This is a genomic window from Dokdonella ginsengisoli, from assembly GCF_042652785.1.
Classification (GTDB): domain Bacteria; phylum Pseudomonadota; class Gammaproteobacteria; order Xanthomonadales; family Rhodanobacteraceae; genus Dokdonella_A; species Dokdonella_A ginsengisoli.
On record NZ_JBHSHD010000013.1, the window covers coordinates 74676 to 93043 of the forward strand.

The 18368-nt window shown below is 69.8% G+C and carries 15 protein-coding genes; 6 read left to right on the top strand and 9 right to left on the bottom strand.

Annotated features, from left to right (window positions below; genetic code table 11):
- Positions 1-14 precede the first annotated feature (14 nt).
- The 4 genes from ACFO6Q_RS16985 to ACFO6Q_RS17000 all read right to left on the bottom strand — a co-directional run bounded on the left by ACFO6Q_RS16985 (position 15) and on the right by ACFO6Q_RS17000 (position 4817).
- Positions 15-1193, bottom strand: a complete 1179-nt coding sequence (locus ACFO6Q_RS16985; protein WP_380022307.1) for a M48 family metallopeptidase — start codon at positions 1191-1193, stop codon at positions 15-17.
- Positions 1190-2296 carry a YjgN family protein gene (locus tag ACFO6Q_RS16990; RefSeq protein WP_380022308.1) on the bottom strand — a complete coding sequence of 369 codons (1107 nt, stop codon included), beginning with the start codon at positions 2294-2296 and terminating at the stop codon, positions 1190-1192. The genes ACFO6Q_RS16985 and ACFO6Q_RS16990 overlap by 4 nt, the downstream gene beginning before the upstream one ends.
- A 62-nt stretch (positions 2297-2358) precedes the next feature.
- The gene (locus tag ACFO6Q_RS16995) at positions 2359-3939 is read right to left on the bottom strand and encodes a GMC family oxidoreductase (protein ID WP_380022309.1); all 1581 of its coding nucleotides are present in this window, start codon (positions 3937-3939) and stop codon (positions 2359-2361) included.
- Positions 3940-4007: 68 nt separating this feature from the next.
- Positions 4008-4817, bottom strand: a complete 810-nt coding sequence (locus ACFO6Q_RS17000; RefSeq protein WP_380022310.1) for an MOSC domain-containing protein — start codon at positions 4815-4817, stop codon at positions 4008-4010.
- Between the two features lie 36 nt (positions 4818-4853).
- On the opposite strand from ACFO6Q_RS17000, the gene ACFO6Q_RS17005 reads away from it, so the two are divergent.
- Positions 4854-6308, top strand: coding sequence for an NTP/NDP exchange transporter (locus ACFO6Q_RS17005; RefSeq protein WP_380022311.1), 1455 nt, complete (start codon positions 4854-4856; stop codon positions 6306-6308).
- Between the two features lie 14 nt (positions 6309-6322).
- Here ACFO6Q_RS17005 and ACFO6Q_RS17010 read toward each other — a convergent pair whose 3' ends face one another.
- Complete coding sequence (locus tag ACFO6Q_RS17010) at positions 6323-7420, bottom strand: cyanophycinase (protein ID WP_380022312.1); 1098 nt, start codon at positions 7418-7420, stop codon at positions 6323-6325.
- Between the two features lie 322 nt (positions 7421-7742).
- On the opposite strand from ACFO6Q_RS17010, the gene ACFO6Q_RS17015 reads away from it, so the two are divergent.
- The 4 genes from ACFO6Q_RS17015 to ACFO6Q_RS17030 all read left to right on the top strand — a co-directional run bounded on the left by ACFO6Q_RS17015 (position 7743) and on the right by ACFO6Q_RS17030 (position 14992).
- A complete protein-coding gene (locus ACFO6Q_RS17015) occupies positions 7743-8336 on the top strand; it encodes an RNA polymerase sigma factor (protein ID WP_380022313.1) in 594 nt (197 codons plus the stop codon).
- 1 nt (position 8337) lies between these two features.
- On the top strand, positions 8338-9348 hold the full coding sequence (locus ACFO6Q_RS17020; RefSeq protein WP_380022314.1) for a FecR family protein: 1011 nt from the start codon (positions 8338-8340) through the stop codon (positions 9346-9348).
- 368 nt (positions 9349-9716) lie between these two features.
- Complete coding sequence (locus ACFO6Q_RS17025) at positions 9717-12794, top strand: TonB-dependent receptor (protein WP_380022315.1); 3078 nt, start codon at positions 9717-9719, stop codon at positions 12792-12794.
- 32 nt (positions 12795-12826) lie between these two features.
- Positions 12827-14992, top strand: a complete 2166-nt coding sequence (locus ACFO6Q_RS17030) for a S9 family peptidase (protein ID WP_380022316.1) — start codon at positions 12827-12829, stop codon at positions 14990-14992.
- 233 nt (positions 14993-15225) lie between these two features.
- Here the strand turns inward: ACFO6Q_RS17030 and ACFO6Q_RS17035 are convergent, their stop codons facing one another.
- Positions 15226-15714, bottom strand: a complete 489-nt coding sequence (locus tag ACFO6Q_RS17035; protein WP_380022317.1) for an NUDIX hydrolase — start codon at positions 15712-15714, stop codon at positions 15226-15228.
- A 117-nt stretch (positions 15715-15831) separates the two neighbouring features.
- Here ACFO6Q_RS17035 and fghA point away from each other — a divergent pair, with 117 nt between their 5' ends.
- The gene (fghA, locus tag ACFO6Q_RS17040; protein ID WP_380022318.1) at positions 15832-16680 is read left to right on the top strand and encodes an S-formylglutathione hydrolase; all 849 of its coding nucleotides are present in this window, start codon (positions 15832-15834) and stop codon (positions 16678-16680) included.
- Between the two features lie 157 nt (positions 16681-16837).
- Here the strand turns inward: fghA and ACFO6Q_RS17045 are convergent, their stop codons facing one another.
- The 3 genes from ACFO6Q_RS17045 to ACFO6Q_RS17055 form a co-directional block, all read right to left on the bottom strand.
- The gene (locus ACFO6Q_RS17045; protein ID WP_380022319.1) at positions 16838-17296 is read right to left on the bottom strand and encodes a nucleoside deaminase; all 459 of its coding nucleotides are present in this window, start codon (positions 17294-17296) and stop codon (positions 16838-16840) included.
- A gap of 61 nt (positions 17297-17357) precedes the next feature.
- A complete protein-coding gene (locus ACFO6Q_RS17050) occupies positions 17358-17744 on the bottom strand; it encodes a hypothetical protein (protein ID WP_380022320.1) in 387 nt (128 codons plus the stop codon).
- Positions 17745-17748: 4 nt separating this feature from the next.
- Entirely contained in the window at positions 17749-18219 is a 471-nt protein-coding gene (locus ACFO6Q_RS17055; protein WP_380022321.1) for a hotdog fold domain-containing protein, read from the bottom strand.
- Between the last annotated feature and the right edge of the window lie 149 nt (positions 18220-18368).

The window sequence follows — 18368 nt, forward strand, 5'->3', positions numbered from 1 at the left end:
TCGCGCTGGCCGGATCAGCCGCCGTCGCCACGATGTCCGCCGGAAGAAGGCGCGACCGCGTCGCCGGAACCGGCCGGCTCGTCGCCGCACTCGTCGCAGTCCGCCTCGTCCTCAGCGGCATTCGCGTCGCCGGGGCAGACTCCGTCGGGACACAGCCGCGGATGCGACGCCGCGAAACGCCGTGCGGCGTCCTCGGCCTGCGCGATGCGTTCCGCCGTCGGCGGATGGCTCGACAGATAGGCGAAATCGTCGTCGTCCGGCCCGTCCGCCCGCAGCACCTGCATCGCCCGCGCGAACCAGCGCGGCGACTCCTGGTGGCACGCGAGCAGATCGAACGCGAACGCATCGGCTTCGGCCTCGAAGCCGCGCGAATAGTGGCTGCCGAGCAGGAACGTCGGCACCGCCACGACGACCGCGCCGGCCGAACTGACGTCGCCCGCGAACACCGCTGCGACCACCGCGATCAGTGATCCGCGCAGCGCCTGCCGCAAGGCGTGCCGATGCTGCTGGTGGCCGAGTTCGTGCGCGACTACCGCGTCGAATTCGCGATCGTCGCGCAGCCGATGCACCAGTTGGTCGGTGACGACGACAATGCCGCCGGGCAAGGCGAACGCGTTCGCACCGATGTCGGGGGCGTCGCGGAACTCGATGCGATCGGCGACGCCGCGGTCCAGTCCCTGCAGCAGGTTCTGGAAGCGTGCGTACAGCTCGTCCTGCCGGTCCTGCGCCAGGCCGCTCGGTGCCAGTCCGAAACGATCGAACTGGGCCAGGGTGTGTTCACCGAGCGAATGCTCCGCGCCGGGAGGAATCGTCGTCGCGATGCGGTCGGCGAGCCGGGGCACGCCCCAGGTCGCGCCGATCGCGAAGGCGGCGATGCAGATCAGCACCGCGGCGGCGACCGCATACGCGTGCCGCTCGAGACGGTCGACCAGGGCCTCCAGCCCAGGGCCGTGCGCGAACCAGCCATCGATCGGCGCGGCTGCCGGCAGCAGCAGGCGGCCGCCGTCGCCGAACTCGACCGTGCGCTCGACGCCGGCCAGTTTCGGAGTGATGCTCAGTTCCGCGATCGAGCCTTCGCGCGCGATGCCGTCGCCTTCGAGGGCGTAGCGGCCGGCGCCCAGGCCGCGCAGCGCCGCCGCGTGCGCGCGGCCGCTGCGGCCGTCGAAATAGATGCCGTCGAAGCGTTCGCTCATAGGCCGATGTCGATGTCGAACAGGCCGTCCATCTCGGCCGCCACGGCGTCGATGTCCTCGCCGGCTTCCGCGTGGAGGTTCGCCGGATCGTCGCCGGCCAGCAGGGTCAGGCTCTGCGCGCGGTAGCGCGCGAGGCGGACCTTGGCCCACGGAATCGCCAGCCCGGCGCTGCACACGATCGCGAGCGTGTTGCCGAGGTACAGCCCGAACAGGCGGCTGCCCTTGAGGCTGGAACGGAAGCGGTGCGGCCCGAGCTCGGCGCGGTTGTAGAGCAGGTTCGCCAGCGCCGCACTGAGGAAGGCCCAGACGGCGAAATAGCCCAGGTACATCGGCAGCGCGAACGCGTAGCCGAACCAGGCCGGCGGCGGCGTGGGTACGCGCCCATGCAGGACGACGCCGAAGACGAAGGCGCCGATCAGCATGCTCGAGACGAAGGCCCATGCGACCAACGCGCCCCAGGCGGCCAGATATGGCGGATAGAAATCGCCGCCCGTGGCGCGGAAGCCGAACGCGCTCCCGCCGTAGCGGTGGCGTTCGACGAAGAATTGCTTCTGCTTGAACTTTACGTACGGGAACAGCAGCCCCAGGGTCAGCGCCAGCGGCGCCCACAGCAGCAGATAGCGCACGTAGGCCTGGCGGTAGTCGGTCACGAAGCGGAAACGCAAGCCGCGCCAGGACGAGTAGCGAGCTCGGAACGCCGCTCCGCGCACCAGGAGCCACGGCATCAGTACGGCGATCAGCGCGGCCAGGCCGAGTTGCAGCGTCACGCTGAATTGCCCCGCCAGCACGTAGCCGCCGAACAGCGCGACCGCGATCAGGCGGCCCTTGAGGATCGGCCAGGGCTGCGCGAGATACTCGAACGGCACGCCGGCGAGGCGCGTATTGCCGTAGAAATAGCGTTCGCTGCGCACTTTCGCCCAGGCCGAGTAGAGACCGAGCGTGACGATGCCGAGAGCCAGATTGACGATCCAGATGCGGAAGTACTCACGCGCGTCGCCGTGGAACTCGAACGGATGCTCGATCGGCGCCGGTTCGCTGGGTGCGGGCGGCGCAGGCGTCCCTGCGGATTGCGGCTCGCCTGCCGTGACGACGGGATCTTCCATGTCCGTTCGCGCCTGACGGCCACCCCTCGCTAGCCCCGGCCCAGTCTAGCAGCACGCACGCGTCAGCCGGCGAGCAGCAGCTGCGCCGCGCGCTCGGCGATCATCATCGTCGGCGCATTGGTGTTGCCGCCGATCAGGGTCGGCATGACCGAGGCGTCGACGACGCGCAGGGCGTCGACGCCGCGCACGCGCAGTTCGCCGTCGAGCACGGCCGCGTCGTCGCGGCCCATGCGGCAGGTGCCGACCGGGTGGTAGATCGTCTCGGCCTTGCGCCGCACGAAATCGACCAGTTCCGCGTCGCTCTGCGCGGCGGCGCCGGGAAAGATCTCGGCGCCGCGGTACGGCGCGAACGGCGCCTGCGCGAAGATCTCGCGCGCGAGGCGGGCGCCTTCGACCATCATCTTCAGGTCGAAGCCTTCGGCGTCGCCGAGATAGTTCGCATGGATCTGCGCCTTGGCCGACGGGTCGGCCGAGCGCAGGCGGATCGAGCCGCGGCTGCGCGGCCGCAGGAAGCAGGTGTGCAGCGTGTAGCCGGAACCGGGCAGCTTGTTGCGGCCGTGGTCGTCGAGCAGGGCCGGCACGAAATGGAACTGCAGGTCGCAGCGCGCATCGGCGGCGTGGCGCGTGCGCACGAAGCCGCCGGCCTCGGCGATGTTCGAGGTGCCGATGCCGCTGCGCCGGAACAGGAACTCCAGCATCACGGCCACGTCGCTGACCTTGTCGTAGGTGACGTCGCGCGTGGACTGCACCAGGGTGCAGATGTCCAGGTGGTCCTGCAGGTTGGCGCCGACCCCGCGCGCGTCGATCGCGACGGCGAGGCCGTGCTCGCGCAGGTGGTCGGCCGGGCCGATGCCCGACAGCATCAGCAGCTGCGGCGAGTTGACCGCGCCGCCGCAGAGCAGCACCTGCCCCGCCTCGACGCGTTGCAGACGACCGCCGCGACGGTACTCGACGCCGACGGCGCGCGTACCGTCGAGCAGGACGCGCGTGGTCCGCGCGCGCGTGCGCACGTGCAGGTTGGCGCGCGCGAGCGCGGGCTTGAGGTAGGCGGTGGCGGCCGAGCAGCGCAGGCCGTCGCGCTGGGTGACCTGGTAGTAGCCGACGCCTTCCTGGGTGGCGCCGTTGAAGTCGTCGTTGCGCGCGATGCCGAACGCCGCGGCGGCGTCGATGAAGGCCTGCGACAGCACGTTGTGGTGGCGCAGGTCGGACACCGTCAGCGGGCCGCCGACGCCGTGCCAGGCGTCCGCGCCGCGCGCGTTGTCCTCGCCGCGCCTGAACACCTCCAGCACGCTCGGCCAGGCCCAGCGCGGATCGCCGGTCGCAGCGGCCCATTCGTCGTAGTCGGCGGCGACGCCGCGCGCGTAGCACATCGCGTTGATCGAACTCGATCCGCCGAGCACGTGGCCGCGCGGCCACCACAGCCGGCGCTGCTGCAGCGCGGGCTCCGGCTCGGTCGAATAGTCCCAGTTGATGTCGCGCAGCGCGAACAGCTTGCCCAGGCCGGCGGGCATGTGGATGAACGGGTGCCAGTCGCGACCGCCGGCTTCCAGCAGCAGCACGCGATGCGCCGGGTTCGCGCTGAGCCGGTCGGCGAGCACGCAACCGGCGGACCCGGCGCCGACGATGACGTAGTCGTAGGTCATCGCGCGAGCGTATGCGTCCGGGTTAGAGCCGTTACTCCAGACGCCGCCCGCCCCGTTCGGCACGGCGGTCAGGCCGCGCGCAGGACCTCGACCGCATCGCCGACGCGCAAGGTTCCGCTCCCACGCGGGATCAGGTTCTGGCCGAAGGTGACGCCCTGCGGCGTGCGGCGGTAGCGCGCGAGCGTGCGCAGCGGCTCGCCGGCGGGATCGAATTCGCCGCGCTCGTAGTCGACCGTGGTGAACACGCAGCGCGTGCAGGGCTTGACCACGTCGAACTCGATCGCGCCGATGCGGATGCGCTTCCAGTCGTCCTCGGCGTGCGGGCCGGTGCCGGCCACGACCAGGTTCGGGCGGAAGCGCAGCATCGGCACCGGGCGCTCGAGCCTGGCGTTGAGCGCGTCGAGCGCGGCCTGCGAGATCAGCAGCAGCGGATAGCCGTCGGCGAAGCTCACCTCGTCGCCGGGTTGCCCGTAGTCCGGGCTCACCGCACGCACGCAGGCCGCGTCCATGTGCACGAAGCGCGCGGGCAGGCCGAGGAACGCGCTGATCCAGGCGTCGGCCGCAGCATCCGCGACCTGCGCCTGCACGGTGCTTTTCCACACCGTCGTCTCGATGCGCGCCTCCGACTGCGGCGGCGACAGCCGCAGCGACGGCATGCGCGGCGCGCTCAACACGAGCGCATCGCCGTCGTCCCGGGCGTTCACCAGGGTCAGGCGCGGATGCTGGCGCGCGGTGAGGAAGCGCCCGTTCGCGTCGGCGACCATCCAGCGCCGGTCGCCGGCCAGGCCGCGCGGCTCGACCTCGGCCTCGTCGCGGATCCACGCCGCGCAGGACTTGATCGGGAACACGTGGATCGCGCAAAGCGTCGGCGTCGTCATCGCGCGATGATAGCGATACCGCTGTCCTGCCGCTTGATGCGGAAGCTTCTCTCGCAGAGGCGCAGAGGCCGCAGAGAAAAACTCTTCAATGCTTCTCTCTGCGCCCTCTGCGCCTCTGCGAGAAACCGGCTTTTGCCGGCACGTCGGCGACATTCCCACAAGCAGCAGCGAAGAAACCGACGCATGCTAGGCTTGCGCCGCCTTCGAGGAACCCCCGTGACGAGCCGTCCCGCCATCCAGCGCCACGAAGTCTTCGCCGTCGCGGTTTCCTTCGCGTACTTCTTCTTCGTGCTGGCCGCCTACTACGTGATCCGGCCGGTGCGCGACCAGCTCTCGGCCGCGGTCGGCTCGACCGCGCTGCCGATCTTCTACGCGGCCACCTTCGTCGCCACCTTGGCGCTGGCGCCGCTGTTCGGCGCGCTCGTGGCGCGCTTCCCGCGGCGGCGCTTCGTGCCGATCGTGTACCTGTTCTTCATCGCCGGCATGGTCGCCTTCATCCCGCTGTTCAACGCGCAGGACTCGATCGACGCGCGCCTGCTCGGCTCGGCCTTCTTCGTCTACGGCAGCGTGTTCAACCTGTTCGTGGTGTCGGTGTTCTGGAGCTTCATGGCCGACCTGTTCGATCCGGCGCAGGCGCGGCGGCTGTTCCCGATCATCGCGCTCGGCGGCGCGGTCGGCGCGATCGTCGGCCCGGCCCTGACCAAGGCGCTGGTGTTCGTCATCGGCGTGTCCGGCCTGCTGGTGGTCTCCGCGGCGCTGCTCGGCTGCTCGATCGCCTGCATCTTCGCGCTGTCGCGCTGGTCGCGCAGCCACCCTGTGGCCGGCGACGAACGCCGCAACGAACGCGTGATCGGCGGCAGCTTCCTCGCCGGCGCGGTGGAGACGGTGAAATCGCCGCTGATGCGTCGCGTGGCGCTGCTGATGCTGCTCGGCGATGCGGTCGGCACGGTCATCTACGCCCTGCTCACCGACTACAGCGGCGCGACCTACGCCACCCGCGAGGCGCGCACGGATTTCGCCGCTGGCATCGACCTCTGCGCGAACCTGCTGCAGGCGGCGCTGCAGCTCACCGTGACGCGCGCGCTGATGGTGCGCGCCGGACCGGCGCCGGCGCTGGCGCTCGACGGCGCGGTGAAGGCGGTCATGCTGGCGGGCCTGGCCGTGTTCAGCGGCGCCTGGATCGCGATCGTCGCGGTGGTCACGCGCGCCAGCGCCTACGGCGTGTTCAAGCCGGCCTTCGACAGCCTCTACACGCAGGTCGACGCCGAGACGCGCTACAAGACCAAGAACTTCATCGACACCTCGGTCTGGCGCTTCGGCGACCTCGTCATCACCAGCGGCTTCAACGGCCTGCGCGCGCTCGGCATGACCCTGCCGGGCTTCGCCGCGCTGGCGATCCTGGCGGCGGGATGCTCGGGCTGGGTCGGCTGGAAGGCGGCGCGCTCGCTCGGCGACGACCCGGCGGAAAAGCCGCGGCCGGCCGACGCCTGACTCCGGCACGCGGCTCAGTTCTCGCCCGGCTCGGGCTGGTCGCGCGTCAGGATCGCCGCGGCGGGCGAATCGCCGATCAGCCTGCCGCCCTCGATCGAGACAGCGAAGTCGGCGGCCGGCTGCTGCACGCGGCGGGTCTTCAGGTCGATGCTGCCCTGGCCGTCCAGCCGCACCAGGCGAACGTCGGCGATCGACAGCGGCTTGCCCGCCGTCAGGCTCTTGGCGGCCTTTTGCGGCAGCACGATCCAGGCGCTGCCGGGCGAACCCGCGGCGAGCCGGCCGACGCCGTCGGCGCCGATCAGCAGCGCGGTCTTCTCGTCGACGCCGATGCCGAGCAGTTTTCCGGCGCGGCTCCCCGCGTCTTCCGCGCGCAGCCGCGCGAGGAAGGCGATCAGCCGGCCGAGGCGATGGCGCTGCGAGAAATGCGTGTCGGTGATGACGTCCTCGAGGAAGCGGAAATGCAGGAAATCGCGCTCCAGCGTCACGCCCTGGTCGAACGGATCGGCCAGCGCGACCTTCGATTCCATGCTGCCGCCGTCGAGCGCGCCGTAGCTGTAGCGGCCCAGCACCGCCAGGCCCGCACTCGACCCGCCGATCGGCCGGTTCGCCGCGACGTGCGCGTCGAGCGCCTCCTGCACGGGCGTGCCCTTCCAGTAGCGGATGTAATTGGACTGGTCGCCGCCGGCGAGGAAGATGCCGTCGGCGTTCTTCAGGGCGGCGATCACGCGCGGATCGGACGAGGCCTGGCGGTTGTGGAACACGATGGTCTCGGCCGAGGCCACCGGCCCCCACTCCTTCATGAAGGACCGGCCGTAATTGCCGTCGTCCGGATCGAAGCTGTCGTCGCCGACCGCGCGCAGGATCACGATGTGGCCGCCGCCGGCGCGCTGGGCGATGAAGCGGTAGGCCGCATCCGGGTTGCCGCCGCCGCCCATCAGGGCCAGGCCGAACTCGGTGTGCGCGGCGCGCGGCGCGGACGGATCGCCGCTGACGAAATAGTCGAAGTTGCGGTCGCGGTAGTCGCGCGCCTTCGGCGCGCCGTCGGCGACGGCCGCGGGCGCGACCGTCGCGCAGATCAGGCAAAGAAGGGCGGCGATGACGGGGCTGCGCATGCGGCGGTTTCCTTGATCGGCAATGGCGACAAGCGGGAGCCATGCGGCCAGTGCCACAGAACCGCTCCCTCGGGGCGCGTCGAAGAGCCTTGATCGCGTCATTCCCGCGAACGCGGGGATGACGAGACAAAAGGGTCTCGACGCTCCCTCGACAAGGACGAGTTCGACGCGGATTTTTGAAATGCGCCGGCCCCCCGCTTTGGTACCCCCGGCTGCGGGGAAGGAAAAGCCGGGCGCAGACCCGTTTCGGGGTATCGTCGGCACGGCAATACCCCCGCGATTTCAATCCGGTCGCGGCCATTCGTCTAGGCGTGGACGCGGCATGGCGGACCCCAGCGTGAACCCGGCGAGCAGCCAGCACGAACTCGAGCGCGCACGACCCGTGGCGGGCGCCGGCACGGCGCACGCGGCGCAGGTCGCGCGCCTGTTCAGCGAGCACAACCGCACCCTGATCGCCTTCCTCTCCAGCCGCCTGGATTCGCTCGCCGAAGCCCAGGAGGTCGCCCAGGAAGCCTACGTGCGCCTGCTGCGGCTGGAGCATCCCGAGCAGGTCGGCTTCCTGCGTGCCTACCTGTTCCGCATCGCCTCCAACCTCGCCGTCGACCGCCTGCGCCAGCGCAACGCCCGCGCCGACGCGGCCGACGACGAGCCGCTCGCCGACCTGTTCGAGGAATGGCTCGCCGCGCCGGCACCCGAGCGCCGCGCGCTGGCGGCGGACCAGCTGCGGCTGGTGCGCGAGGCGCTGCGCGAACTGCCGCGCAAGACCAGCGCGGCCTTCGTCATGCACGCGATCGAGGGCCGCGACTTCGACGCGATCGCGCGGCAGATGCAGCTCAGCGAGCGCATGGTGCGCTACCACGTGGCGCGCGCGATGGCGCACTGCCGCGAGCGCCTGGACGCCCAGGAGAATCCCTGACATGGAACCGAAACGTCCCGATCCGACTTCCGCCACGCCGCTGCGTGCCGCCGCCGACTGGTGGGTGCGGCTGCGCGATCCGCGCCGCGCCGCGGACAGCGAGGAACGCTGGCTGGAATGGAACGGCCAGGACCCGCGCCATCCCGACGCGTTCGCGCGCGTGAGCGAGCTCGGCGCGCAGCTCGGTGCGCTCGACGCCGAAACCCGCCGGAGCTTGGCGCGCGAATTCGCACCGGCGCAGCCGCGGCGCTGGTGGCCGTTCGCGCTGGCCGCCTCGTTCCTGCTCGCCGCCGTCGCCGTCGGCACCGTTCTGCGGGACCGCCTGCGCGCGGGCGCGGTCGAAAGCGCCAGCTACGCCACCGAGGTCGCGGTCGATCGCGACGTCGCGCTGTCCGACGGCTCGCAGGTCGCCCTGGGCGGGGCGACGCGCCTGACCACGCGCTACACGAGCGCGCGCCGCGACGTGGACCTCGGCGCGGGCGAGGCGTATTTCCGGGTCGCGCACGACAAGGCACGGCCCTTCATCGTCGCCGCCGGCAAGATCTCGATCCGCGCGGTCGGCACGGCCTTCAACGTGCGCCGCACCGGCGAGCGCGTCACCATCGCGGTGGCCGAGGGACGCGTGCGCGTGGCGGGCAGCGAAGGCGCGGCGATCGGCAAGGTCGCCGCGGCCGACACGCTCGAAGCGGTGGCCGGCCAGCAGATTTCGTTCGATCCGCGCGCGTCCGGCCTCACGGTCAGCGCGATCCCGCCGAACCGGGCCACGAGCTGGCGCGAGCACCGCCTGGAATTCGTCAACGAGCCGCTCGACTCGGTGGTCGCCAACATCAACCGCTACTCGACGCGCCCGCTGGTGCTGGCTGACGCGAAGCTCGGCACGCTCGCCTTCACCGGCACCGTCGACCCCGGCGCGCTCGACGGCTGGCTGCGCGCGCTGCCGAAGATCCTGCCGGTGCACGTCGGCGGCGAGTCCGGGCAGGTGACGATCTCGGCGGCGCGCGGCGCGCGCTGAGCGGGTTCGCTCACCACTGCACAAGCCCCGCAAGCCACTTCCTTGCAAGGGGACCCAGCACGAGAACCGCAACCATTTCGGCATTCCCGCGAACGCGGGAGGCGCCTTTCAACAGCCGAAGACTGGTCATCCATCGTGCTTTTGATCGTACTCGGGAAAGATCGAAATGGATCCCCGCTTTCGCGGGGATGACGACACTGAGGATTTCCGAGTTCTCCTCAGCACGGGAACGGCGGCGCCGTGTGCGAAGCACGCCGAAGCGGGCCGGACCGGACGAACACGCTTTCGTGACCGGCGCATTTCAAAATCCGGCCGCTGGTCCGTCATGGCTCCCGAGCCGCGCCGTTGCCGCGGCAACGGGGATGTCCATGGGTAGTCGCGCGGTTTCGCCGCATCGGGTTGTTTCGTTCGTTCTGAGCGCCGTCCTGTCGTTCCTCTCCCCGCCGTTCCTGGCCGCGGACGCGCAGGCACAGGCGCAGGGCGCGCCGGAACGGGTGGAGTTCGCGATCGCCCCGCAGCAGCTGGCCGGCGCGCTGATCGAGTATTCCAAGCAGGCGCACGTGCAGGTGCTCACCTCCGGCGCGAATCTCGAGAACGCCCAGTCGCCCGGCGTCAGCGGCACGCTCGGCCCCGCCGCCGGCCTGCGCAAGCTGCTGGAGGGCACCGCGTTCACCTCGGAGTTCACCGACGCGAACACGGTCGTGGTCAAGCCGGGCGCGCCGAAGCCGGCCGCCGCGGCGCCGGCCGCGACGAAAGCGGCCGCGCCGGCGGAGAGCAATCCGCCGCCGCAGGAGCCGCCGGCCGAGCTGGAGAAGCTCACCGTCACCGGCTCGCGCATCCCGCGCGCGCAGGTCGAGGGGCCGGCGCCGGTGGTCGTGATCACGGCGACCGACATCCGCAACAACGGTTTCGCCAGCACCTACGACATCATGACCTCGCTGACCCAGAACCTGGGTTCGCTCGACAACAACGCCAACACCAACGGCTTCTCCAACGGCGCCATCGCGGTCGACCTGCGCGGCCTGGGCCCCAACCACACGCTGGTGCTGGTCAACGGCCGGCGCATCGCCGACTACCCGCAGTCCTACGGCGGCAACAGCAACTTCACCGACATCTCCAACATTCCCGCGTCGATGATCGACCGGGTCGAGATCCTGTCCGGCAGCGCCTCGGCGGTGTACGGCTCCGACGCCGTCTCCGGCGTCATCAATTTCATCCTCAAGCAGAAGGTCGACGGCACCACGGTCGACCTGCGCGTGGGCGACACCCAGCACGGCGGCGCCGGCTCGCAGCGCCTGCAGATCACCAGCGGCTGGTCGAGCGGCGACTTCGACTCCGTGTTCTCGCTCGAACTCATGCACAAGGCGCCGCTGTGGGGCTTCCAGCGCCGCTACACCGACTCCAAGCTCGATTCGCCGATCCCGACCTACCCCTCGCAGGTGTTCGCCCTCATCGACGAGAACGGCGACTACATCGATCCGGGCAAGGAGACCTGCGATGCGCTCTCGTACCTGGACAACGGCTCGGTGTTCCACGCCAACCGGCGCAACTACGGCTACTACTGCGGCAGCAACGAGGACGTCGGCTACGGCACGCTCGAAAACGGACGCCGCACGGCGAACTTCTACGGCACCGCCACCTATCACCTCAGCGACAGCCTGAATTTCTTCGTCGACCTGCAGGCCGGCACCTCGCACCAGGAGGGCTACAACACGCCCCTGCAGTGGCAGAACAGCTACCAGCTCAACGGCGATTCGACGCCGGTGCCGTTCTACAACCTCGCCACCGGCCGCATCGAGCAGTGGCAGCGCCGCTACTTCACGATCGAGGAGAACGGCGGCTTCGAGCGCGGCAAGATCCGCAACATCAACAACACCTACTCGATCAACACCGGCGTCAAGGGAACGATTGGGGACAGCGCCTGGACCTACGAGGCGCTGTTCGGCCATTCGCAGAACCAGCTCAAGAGCAAGTGGCCGGCGCTGGTCTCGGCGAAGGCGCAGGCGCTCTACCTCGGCCCCTCGCTCGGCATCGATCCCGACAGCGGCTACCAGATCTACGATGCGCCGATCAGCCGCCTGTTCACGCCGCTGACGGTCGAGCAGTTCCGCTCGATCACGCAGGATTCGATCGACCGCAACTTCAGCCGCGCGGAGAACTTCAGCGCGACCCTGACCAACACCGAGCTGTTCCGCCTGCCGGCCGGCCCGGTCGGCTTCGCCGCGGTGGCCGAGTACGGCAACCAGTACTACGGCCTCAAGCCCGATCCGCTGTCGCTCGACGGCACCTACTTCGGCCTGCACAACACCGGCGCGGTCGGTTCGCGCGACCACACCGGCGCCGGCGTGGAATTCAACGTGCCGGTCTTCTCGATGCTCAACGTGAATGCCGCCGGCCGCTACGACCGCTATGAGTACTCCTCGACCTCGTCGGGCAAGTTCACGTGGTCGGTCGGCCTGGAATTCCGCCCGTTCGAGAGCCTGCTGCTGCGCGGATCGGCCGGCACCGGCTTCCGCGCGCCGGACCTGTCCTACCTGTATGCCGGCCTCAGCGGATCGAGTTCGAGCGCGCCGGACTACTACTACTGCCGCCAGTACGAACCCGACGTCGACCTCGGCGACTGCAGCCGCAGCGACGTCGACTACAACGGCCGCAGCCACGGCAGCACCACGCTGAAGAACGAGACCAGCCGCTCGTTCACCTACGGCTTCGTCTTCTCGCCGATCCGCGGCCTGGACATCACCGCCGACTACTACAACATCAAGCTGAAGAACGAGGTCCTGTACCAGGACAGCGACACGATCCTGCGCCAGGAGGCGGACTGCCGCCTCGGCGTGCTCGACATCAACTCCGCGCTGTGCCAGCAGGTGCTGACCCAGGTCGTGCGCAATCCGGGCACCGACCCGGCCAACCCGCTCGGCATCACCTCGGTGCTGGTGCTGCCGATCAACGCGGCGGTGGACCGCACCTCGGGCGTCGACGTCAAGGCGCACTACAAGTGGGAGACCGACCGCGCCGGCACGTTCGACTTCGACCTCGGCTACACCTACGTCATCAGCCACACGCTGCAGCAGTTCCCGGGCGATCCGGTCGTGGACGAGCTGAAGGATCTCTACAACTACGTGATCCCGCGCGACAAGACCTCCTACTCGGTGACCTGGAACTACAACCCCGTCACCACCACGCTGTACGGCTACCGCCTCGGCGGCCTGCCCGACTGGGACGGCACCAAGCGCCTGTCGCCGACCTTCGTCTACAACGGCTCGGTCAACTACCGCTGGAGCGACGCGCTGACGCTGAGCCTCATCGTCGACAACCTGCTCGACACGGAACCGCGCCGCAAGGGCGACTGGACCAGCTATCCGTACTACCCCAACCGCTGGTTCAGCCCGCTCGGCCGCTCGTTCTTCGTGCAGATGAACTACCGCTTCGGCGGCAAGAGCTGAGCGACGGCGCAGCGGCCGACGCGCGCCCGCACATGCGCCACGGACCGCCTTCGGAGGCGAGCGCGCACCGCGCGCTGCGCGCCGCCCTGACCGCGCTGGCGCTGTGCGCCTGCGCCGGCCCACCTGCGCCGCGAACCGGTTCCGCGGACGCGACGCCGGTCGCGCGCAAGGTTCCCCACGTCGTCTCCTCGCCGAACGGCGACCGCGAAGACCCCTACTACTGGCTGCGCGACGACACGCGCAGCCGCAAGGACGTGCTCGATCACCTGCGCGCCGAGAACGCGTACTACGCGCGCGCGATGGCGCCGCTGCAGGCGCAGGCCGAGCGCCTCTACGGCGAGATCACCTCGCGCATCGCGCCCGACGACGCCGGCGTGCCGGTGCGCGAGCGCCATTGCTGGTACCAGACGCGCTACGCCGACGGCGCCGCCTATCCGCGCTTCGTCCGCCGCTGCGGCAGCCAGACCGCCGACGAGCAGCTCCTGCTCGACGAGACGGCGCTCGCCGCGGGGCACGCCTACTACCACGTGCGTTCGCGCGTGGTCAGTCCGGACGAGCGCCTGCTCGCCTATGCGGAAGACACCGCCGGCCGCTACCAGTGCACGATCCGCATCAGGAATCTCGCCAGCGGCGAAACCCTGCCGGACGAGATCCGCGGCACCTCCGGCGCGATCGTCTGGGCGGACGACAACCGCACGCTCTTCTACGTCGAGAACGATCCGGTCACGCTCGCCACACGGCGCGTGCGGCGCCACGCGCTCGGCACCGATGCCGTCGCCGACGTCACCGTCTACGAGGAGCCGGACGACCGCTACTACGTCGATCTCGCGCGCACCGGCGACGACCGCTTCCTGGTCATCCAGCTCGACAGCCGCAGCACCAGCGAGGTGCGCTACCTGCCGGCGAATGCGCTGCTGGCGCCGTGGCGGATCCTCGCCCCGCGCGAGAGCGGCATCGAATACGACGTCGACCACGTCGATGGCAGCTGGATCGTGCGCAGCAACTGGCAGGCGCCGGATTTCCGCATCGTGCAGGTCGACGACGCGAACGTGGGAGACAAGCGCGGCTGGCGCGAAGTCGTCGCCGCGCAGGAAGGCACCTCGATCGAGCGGATGACGGTGTTCCGCGACTACCTCGCGCTCGGCGAGCGCAGCGACGGGCGGCGCGGCATCCGCATCGTCGACCGACACAGCGGCCGCCAGTTCCACCTCGGCTCCGACGCCGCCGACGACACCGCCACGCTCGGCGACAACCGCGTGCAGGACACCGATGAACTGCGCTACGAGATCACCTCGCTGATCACGCCGCCGTCGACCTACCGCCTGGACCTGCGCAGCGGCGAGCGCACGCTGCTGAAGCAGGCGCGGGTTCCCGGTTACGACGCGTCCGCCTACGAAGCCGTGCGCATCCGCATCGACGCGCGCGACGGCACGCGCATCCCGGTCTCGCTGGCCTACCGCAAGGGCCTGCGCGCGGACGGCACGGCGCCGCTGCTGCAGCTGGGCTACGGCGCCTACGGCGTGTCGAGCGATCCGCGCTTCGATCCGGCCTACGCGTCCCTGCTCGACCGCGGCTTCGTCCTCGCCGTCGCGCACGTGCGCGGCGGCGGCGAACTGGGCGGCGCCTGGCACGACGCCGGCAAGCTACTGCACAAGCAGAACACGTTCGACGACTTCGTCGACGTGACGCGTGCGCTGGTCGCCGCCGGCTACGCCGACCGCAGCAAGGTCTTCGCCGCCGGGCGCAGCGCCGGCGGCCTGCTGATGGGCGCCATCGCCAACCAGGCGCCGCAGGACTACCGCGCCCTGGCCGCCGGCGTGCCCTTCGTCGACGTGCTGACCACGATGCTCGATCCCAGCGTGCCGACCACCACCAACGAATACGAGGAATGGGGCGATCCGCGCGAGAAGCCCTACTACGACTACCTGCGCGCGTATTCGCCCTACGACAACGTCGGCGCGCACGACTATCCCGCGCTGTACGTCACCACCAGCCTCAACGACTCGCAGGTGCAGTACTACGAGCCGGCCAAATGGGTAGCGCGGCTGCGCGCGACGAAGACCGACTCGCGGCCGCTGCTGTTCAAGATCGACATGGACGGCGGCCACAACGGCAAGAGCGGCCGCTTCGGCCGCCAGCGCGAGACGGCGCAGATGTACGCGTTCTTTCTCGACCAGCTGAAACCTTCCACCGACTGAAGACGGTCGCGCCGTCCTATCCGCAAGCGCGAGCAGCGAAGCCGACAAGCGCCCCGCCTCCTTTGGCCGTCATTCCCGCGAGGCGCCTTTCGACTGCCGAAGGCTGGTCAAGCGGCAATCCATCTTGCCCTGGACCGGCTACGGAGAAAATCAAAGTGGATCCCCGCGTTCGCGGGGATGACGAACATCGAAGGTATCCACGACGTCGTCGATGCAGGTCCGTCCACCCACCCTTACATCCGCGAATAGCTCCAAGACTGCATGCGCCCTTCCCGATACGGCATGACGCCGTGGAAAGGCCGCAGGTCGCCATCGAACACCAGCGGCAGGAAGTGACGGTCGCCTTCCCACATCGGCAGCTCGTGCAGGCGCGCGACGTCGACCCATTCCAGCGCGCCCTCGGGATTAGTCTGCAGCGGCGTGCCCTCGAAGCGCGTGACGGTGAAGATGAAGCCGAGCCAGTCTTCGCCGTGCTTGCCGAAGCCGGGCCAGTTGATCGTGCCGCGCAGCTGCATCTGCGTGCATTCGATGCCGGCTTCCTCGCGGATCTCGCGCCGCATGCCGGCGAGCACGTCCTCGTGCGGATCGAGCTTGCCGCCCAGACCGTTGTACTTGCCCAGGTGCAGGTCGTCCGGGCGCGCGTTGCGGTGGATCATCAGGACGCGCCGGCCGTCGGGCGACAGCACATAGCCGAGGGTGGCGACGATCGGGGTATAGGGCATCGGCTGTGGGCAACAGAAAGGGGCTGTCCATCATAGCCGCTGTGGTTACACTGCCTGGAATGCCTCCGGCGCCGTGACCGCTCGCGCGGAAATGTCGCCCCACAAGCGGATGCCCAAATGACCATCGAGACGATTTCCGAACAGCGCTGCTTCGGCGGCGTGCAGGGTTTCTACCGGCACGAATCCAGGGAAACCGGCGGCACGATGCGGTTCGGCGTGTACCGCCCGCCGCTGGCCAAGGGCGAGCAGGCGCCGGTGCTGTACTACCTGGCCGGCCTGACCTGCACCGAGGAAACCTTCGTCATCAAGGCCGGCGCGCAGCGCCTGGCCGCGGAACTGGGTCTGATCCTGGTCACCCCGGACACCAGCCCGCGTGACACCGGCATCGACGGCGCCACCGGCGACTGGGAGTTCGGCGAAGCCGCCGGCTTCTACCTCGACGCGACGACGCCCGCGTTCGCCAAGCGCTTCCGCATGTACAGCTACGTGACGAAGGAACTGCCGGGCGTGCTCGGCGAGCATTTCGTCGAAGCCGATCTCGATCGCGAGGGCATCTTCGGCCATTCGATGGGCGGCCACGGCGCGCTGACCATCGCGCTGAAGAACCCGGACCGTTACCGCTCGGTGTCGGCGTTCGCACCGATCGTCGCGCCGAGCCAGGTGCCGTGGGGCCAGAAGGCGCTTGCGCGCTATCTCGGCGACGACGCGGCGAGCTGGCGCGCCTACGACACGGTCGCACTGCTCGAGGACGGCCACACCTTCCCCGGCACGATCCTGGCCGACCAGGGCTACGCCGACAAATTCCTCGAAGTCCAGCTGCAGCACTGGCGCCTCGACGCCGCCGCGCGCACCGCCGGCCAGGCGCTGACCCTGCGCGCGCACGCCGGCTACGACCACAGCTACTACTTCATCCAGACGTTCATGGAGGACCACCTGCTGCATCACGCGCAGGCGTTGCTGGGCTGAGATCGCTTCAAGCCGATGGACGCTCCGCGGGCCGCGCGTTGCGCCGCCCGCGGAGCGTTCGACGGCGCCGGCTCGAAGCGCCGGCGCCTGCCGGCCCTCGTTCGTGCCGCAGCACGTCGACCGGCCACCGGAAATCCGCCATTCCCATGGCGCCGCGCTAGCGGCCGATGTCCTCGTTCCACAGTTCCGGCCGCTCGCGCATGAAGCGGTTCATCAGCGCGACGCAGGCCGCGTCGTCGGCGAGCCGGATTGCCACGCCGCGGCTGCGCAGCCAGTCTTCCTCGCCCATGAACGAGCGATGCTCGCCGACCACCACGCGGCGGATGCCGTACAGCACGATGGCGCCGCTGCACATCGCACAGGGCGACAGCGTGGTGTACAGCGTGCAGTCGCGGTAGACCGCGGCCGGCTGCCGCCCGGCGTTCTCCAGCGCGTCCATTTCCGCGTGCAGGATCGCGCTGCCGCGCTGCACGCGGCGGTTGTGGCCGCGGCCGATGATGCGCCCCTCGTGGACGATGACCGAACCGATCGGGATGCCGCCTTCGGCGAGGCCGGCTTCCGCTTCGGCGCGTGCGGCGGCGAGAAATTCCAGGTGCTGCGCATCGGTCGGCTGCATCGTGCGGACTCCGTCTTTCGCGCGATCGTCGGCGAGCCGGCGACGGACGTCAATCGCCCTGTCAGCCTTGCAGGAACAGCGGCGCGGCGAACAGGACCGCGCCGGCCACGAACAGCACGGTCAAGGCGTGCACCAGCGGATGGTCGATGCGCAGGAACACGAACTGCTCGATCGTGCGGCCGACCCAGAACAGCGACATGCCGGCAAGGAACGCGTTGCCCAGGCGCGTGTCGAGCAGATCGCCGGGCAGCGTGAAGCACGCCGCGGCGACGCCGAGGAACACGTAGATCAGACGCAGATTCAGGATCTGCGCGACGGCGCGCGTGGCCGCATTCGTCGACTGCAGCGCGCGCGGCCAGTCGAACAGCTTCCAGAACGCGAGGTGGAACACGGCGAAGCCGAGGCTGTGCACGCCGCCGAGCAGCACGATGATCTCGTTGCTCGTCACGGCGTCAGGCGACCTTGCGCAGTGACACCCACATCGCGATGTCGGCCTCGAACACGACGGTGTTGCCCAGGTCGCGCACTTCAACGTGCGCCTGCAGCTCCTGCGCGACGGCGGCGTCGGCGATCGATGCCACCGTCGCTGTCGCGGTCATCGTGCCGCGCGCCTTGGCCAGATAGCGCACGCTCATGCCCTTGGGTATCCAGCGCATGGCGTCGGGGATGGTCGCGTCGGTGGCGAGCCCGCCGGCGAGTTCGGCCATGTTGCACAGCGCGATCGCGTGCACGGTGCCGATGTGGTTGCGCACCGCGCGGCGGTCGCGGATCTGCACGATGCAGCGGCCGGGTTCGAGCAATTCGATGCGCGGCGCGATCGAGGCGAAATACGGCGCGCGCCGGCAGATCAACTTGGAGAACAGCCAGCGCCCGGACGGCGAACCACCGAGGCGGCGGAACAGACGCAGTGCCTGGGAACTCATGTCGGTCGGCCTCGCTGGGTTCACGCACCGCGCAGGGCTTTCCCTCTCCCGCTTGTTGCGGGAGAGGGGGATGAGGGAAATCGGAGCGTTGCGCTTCGACTCCCCTCACCCGCGCCTTGGGCGCGACCTCTCCCGCAAGCGGGAGAGGC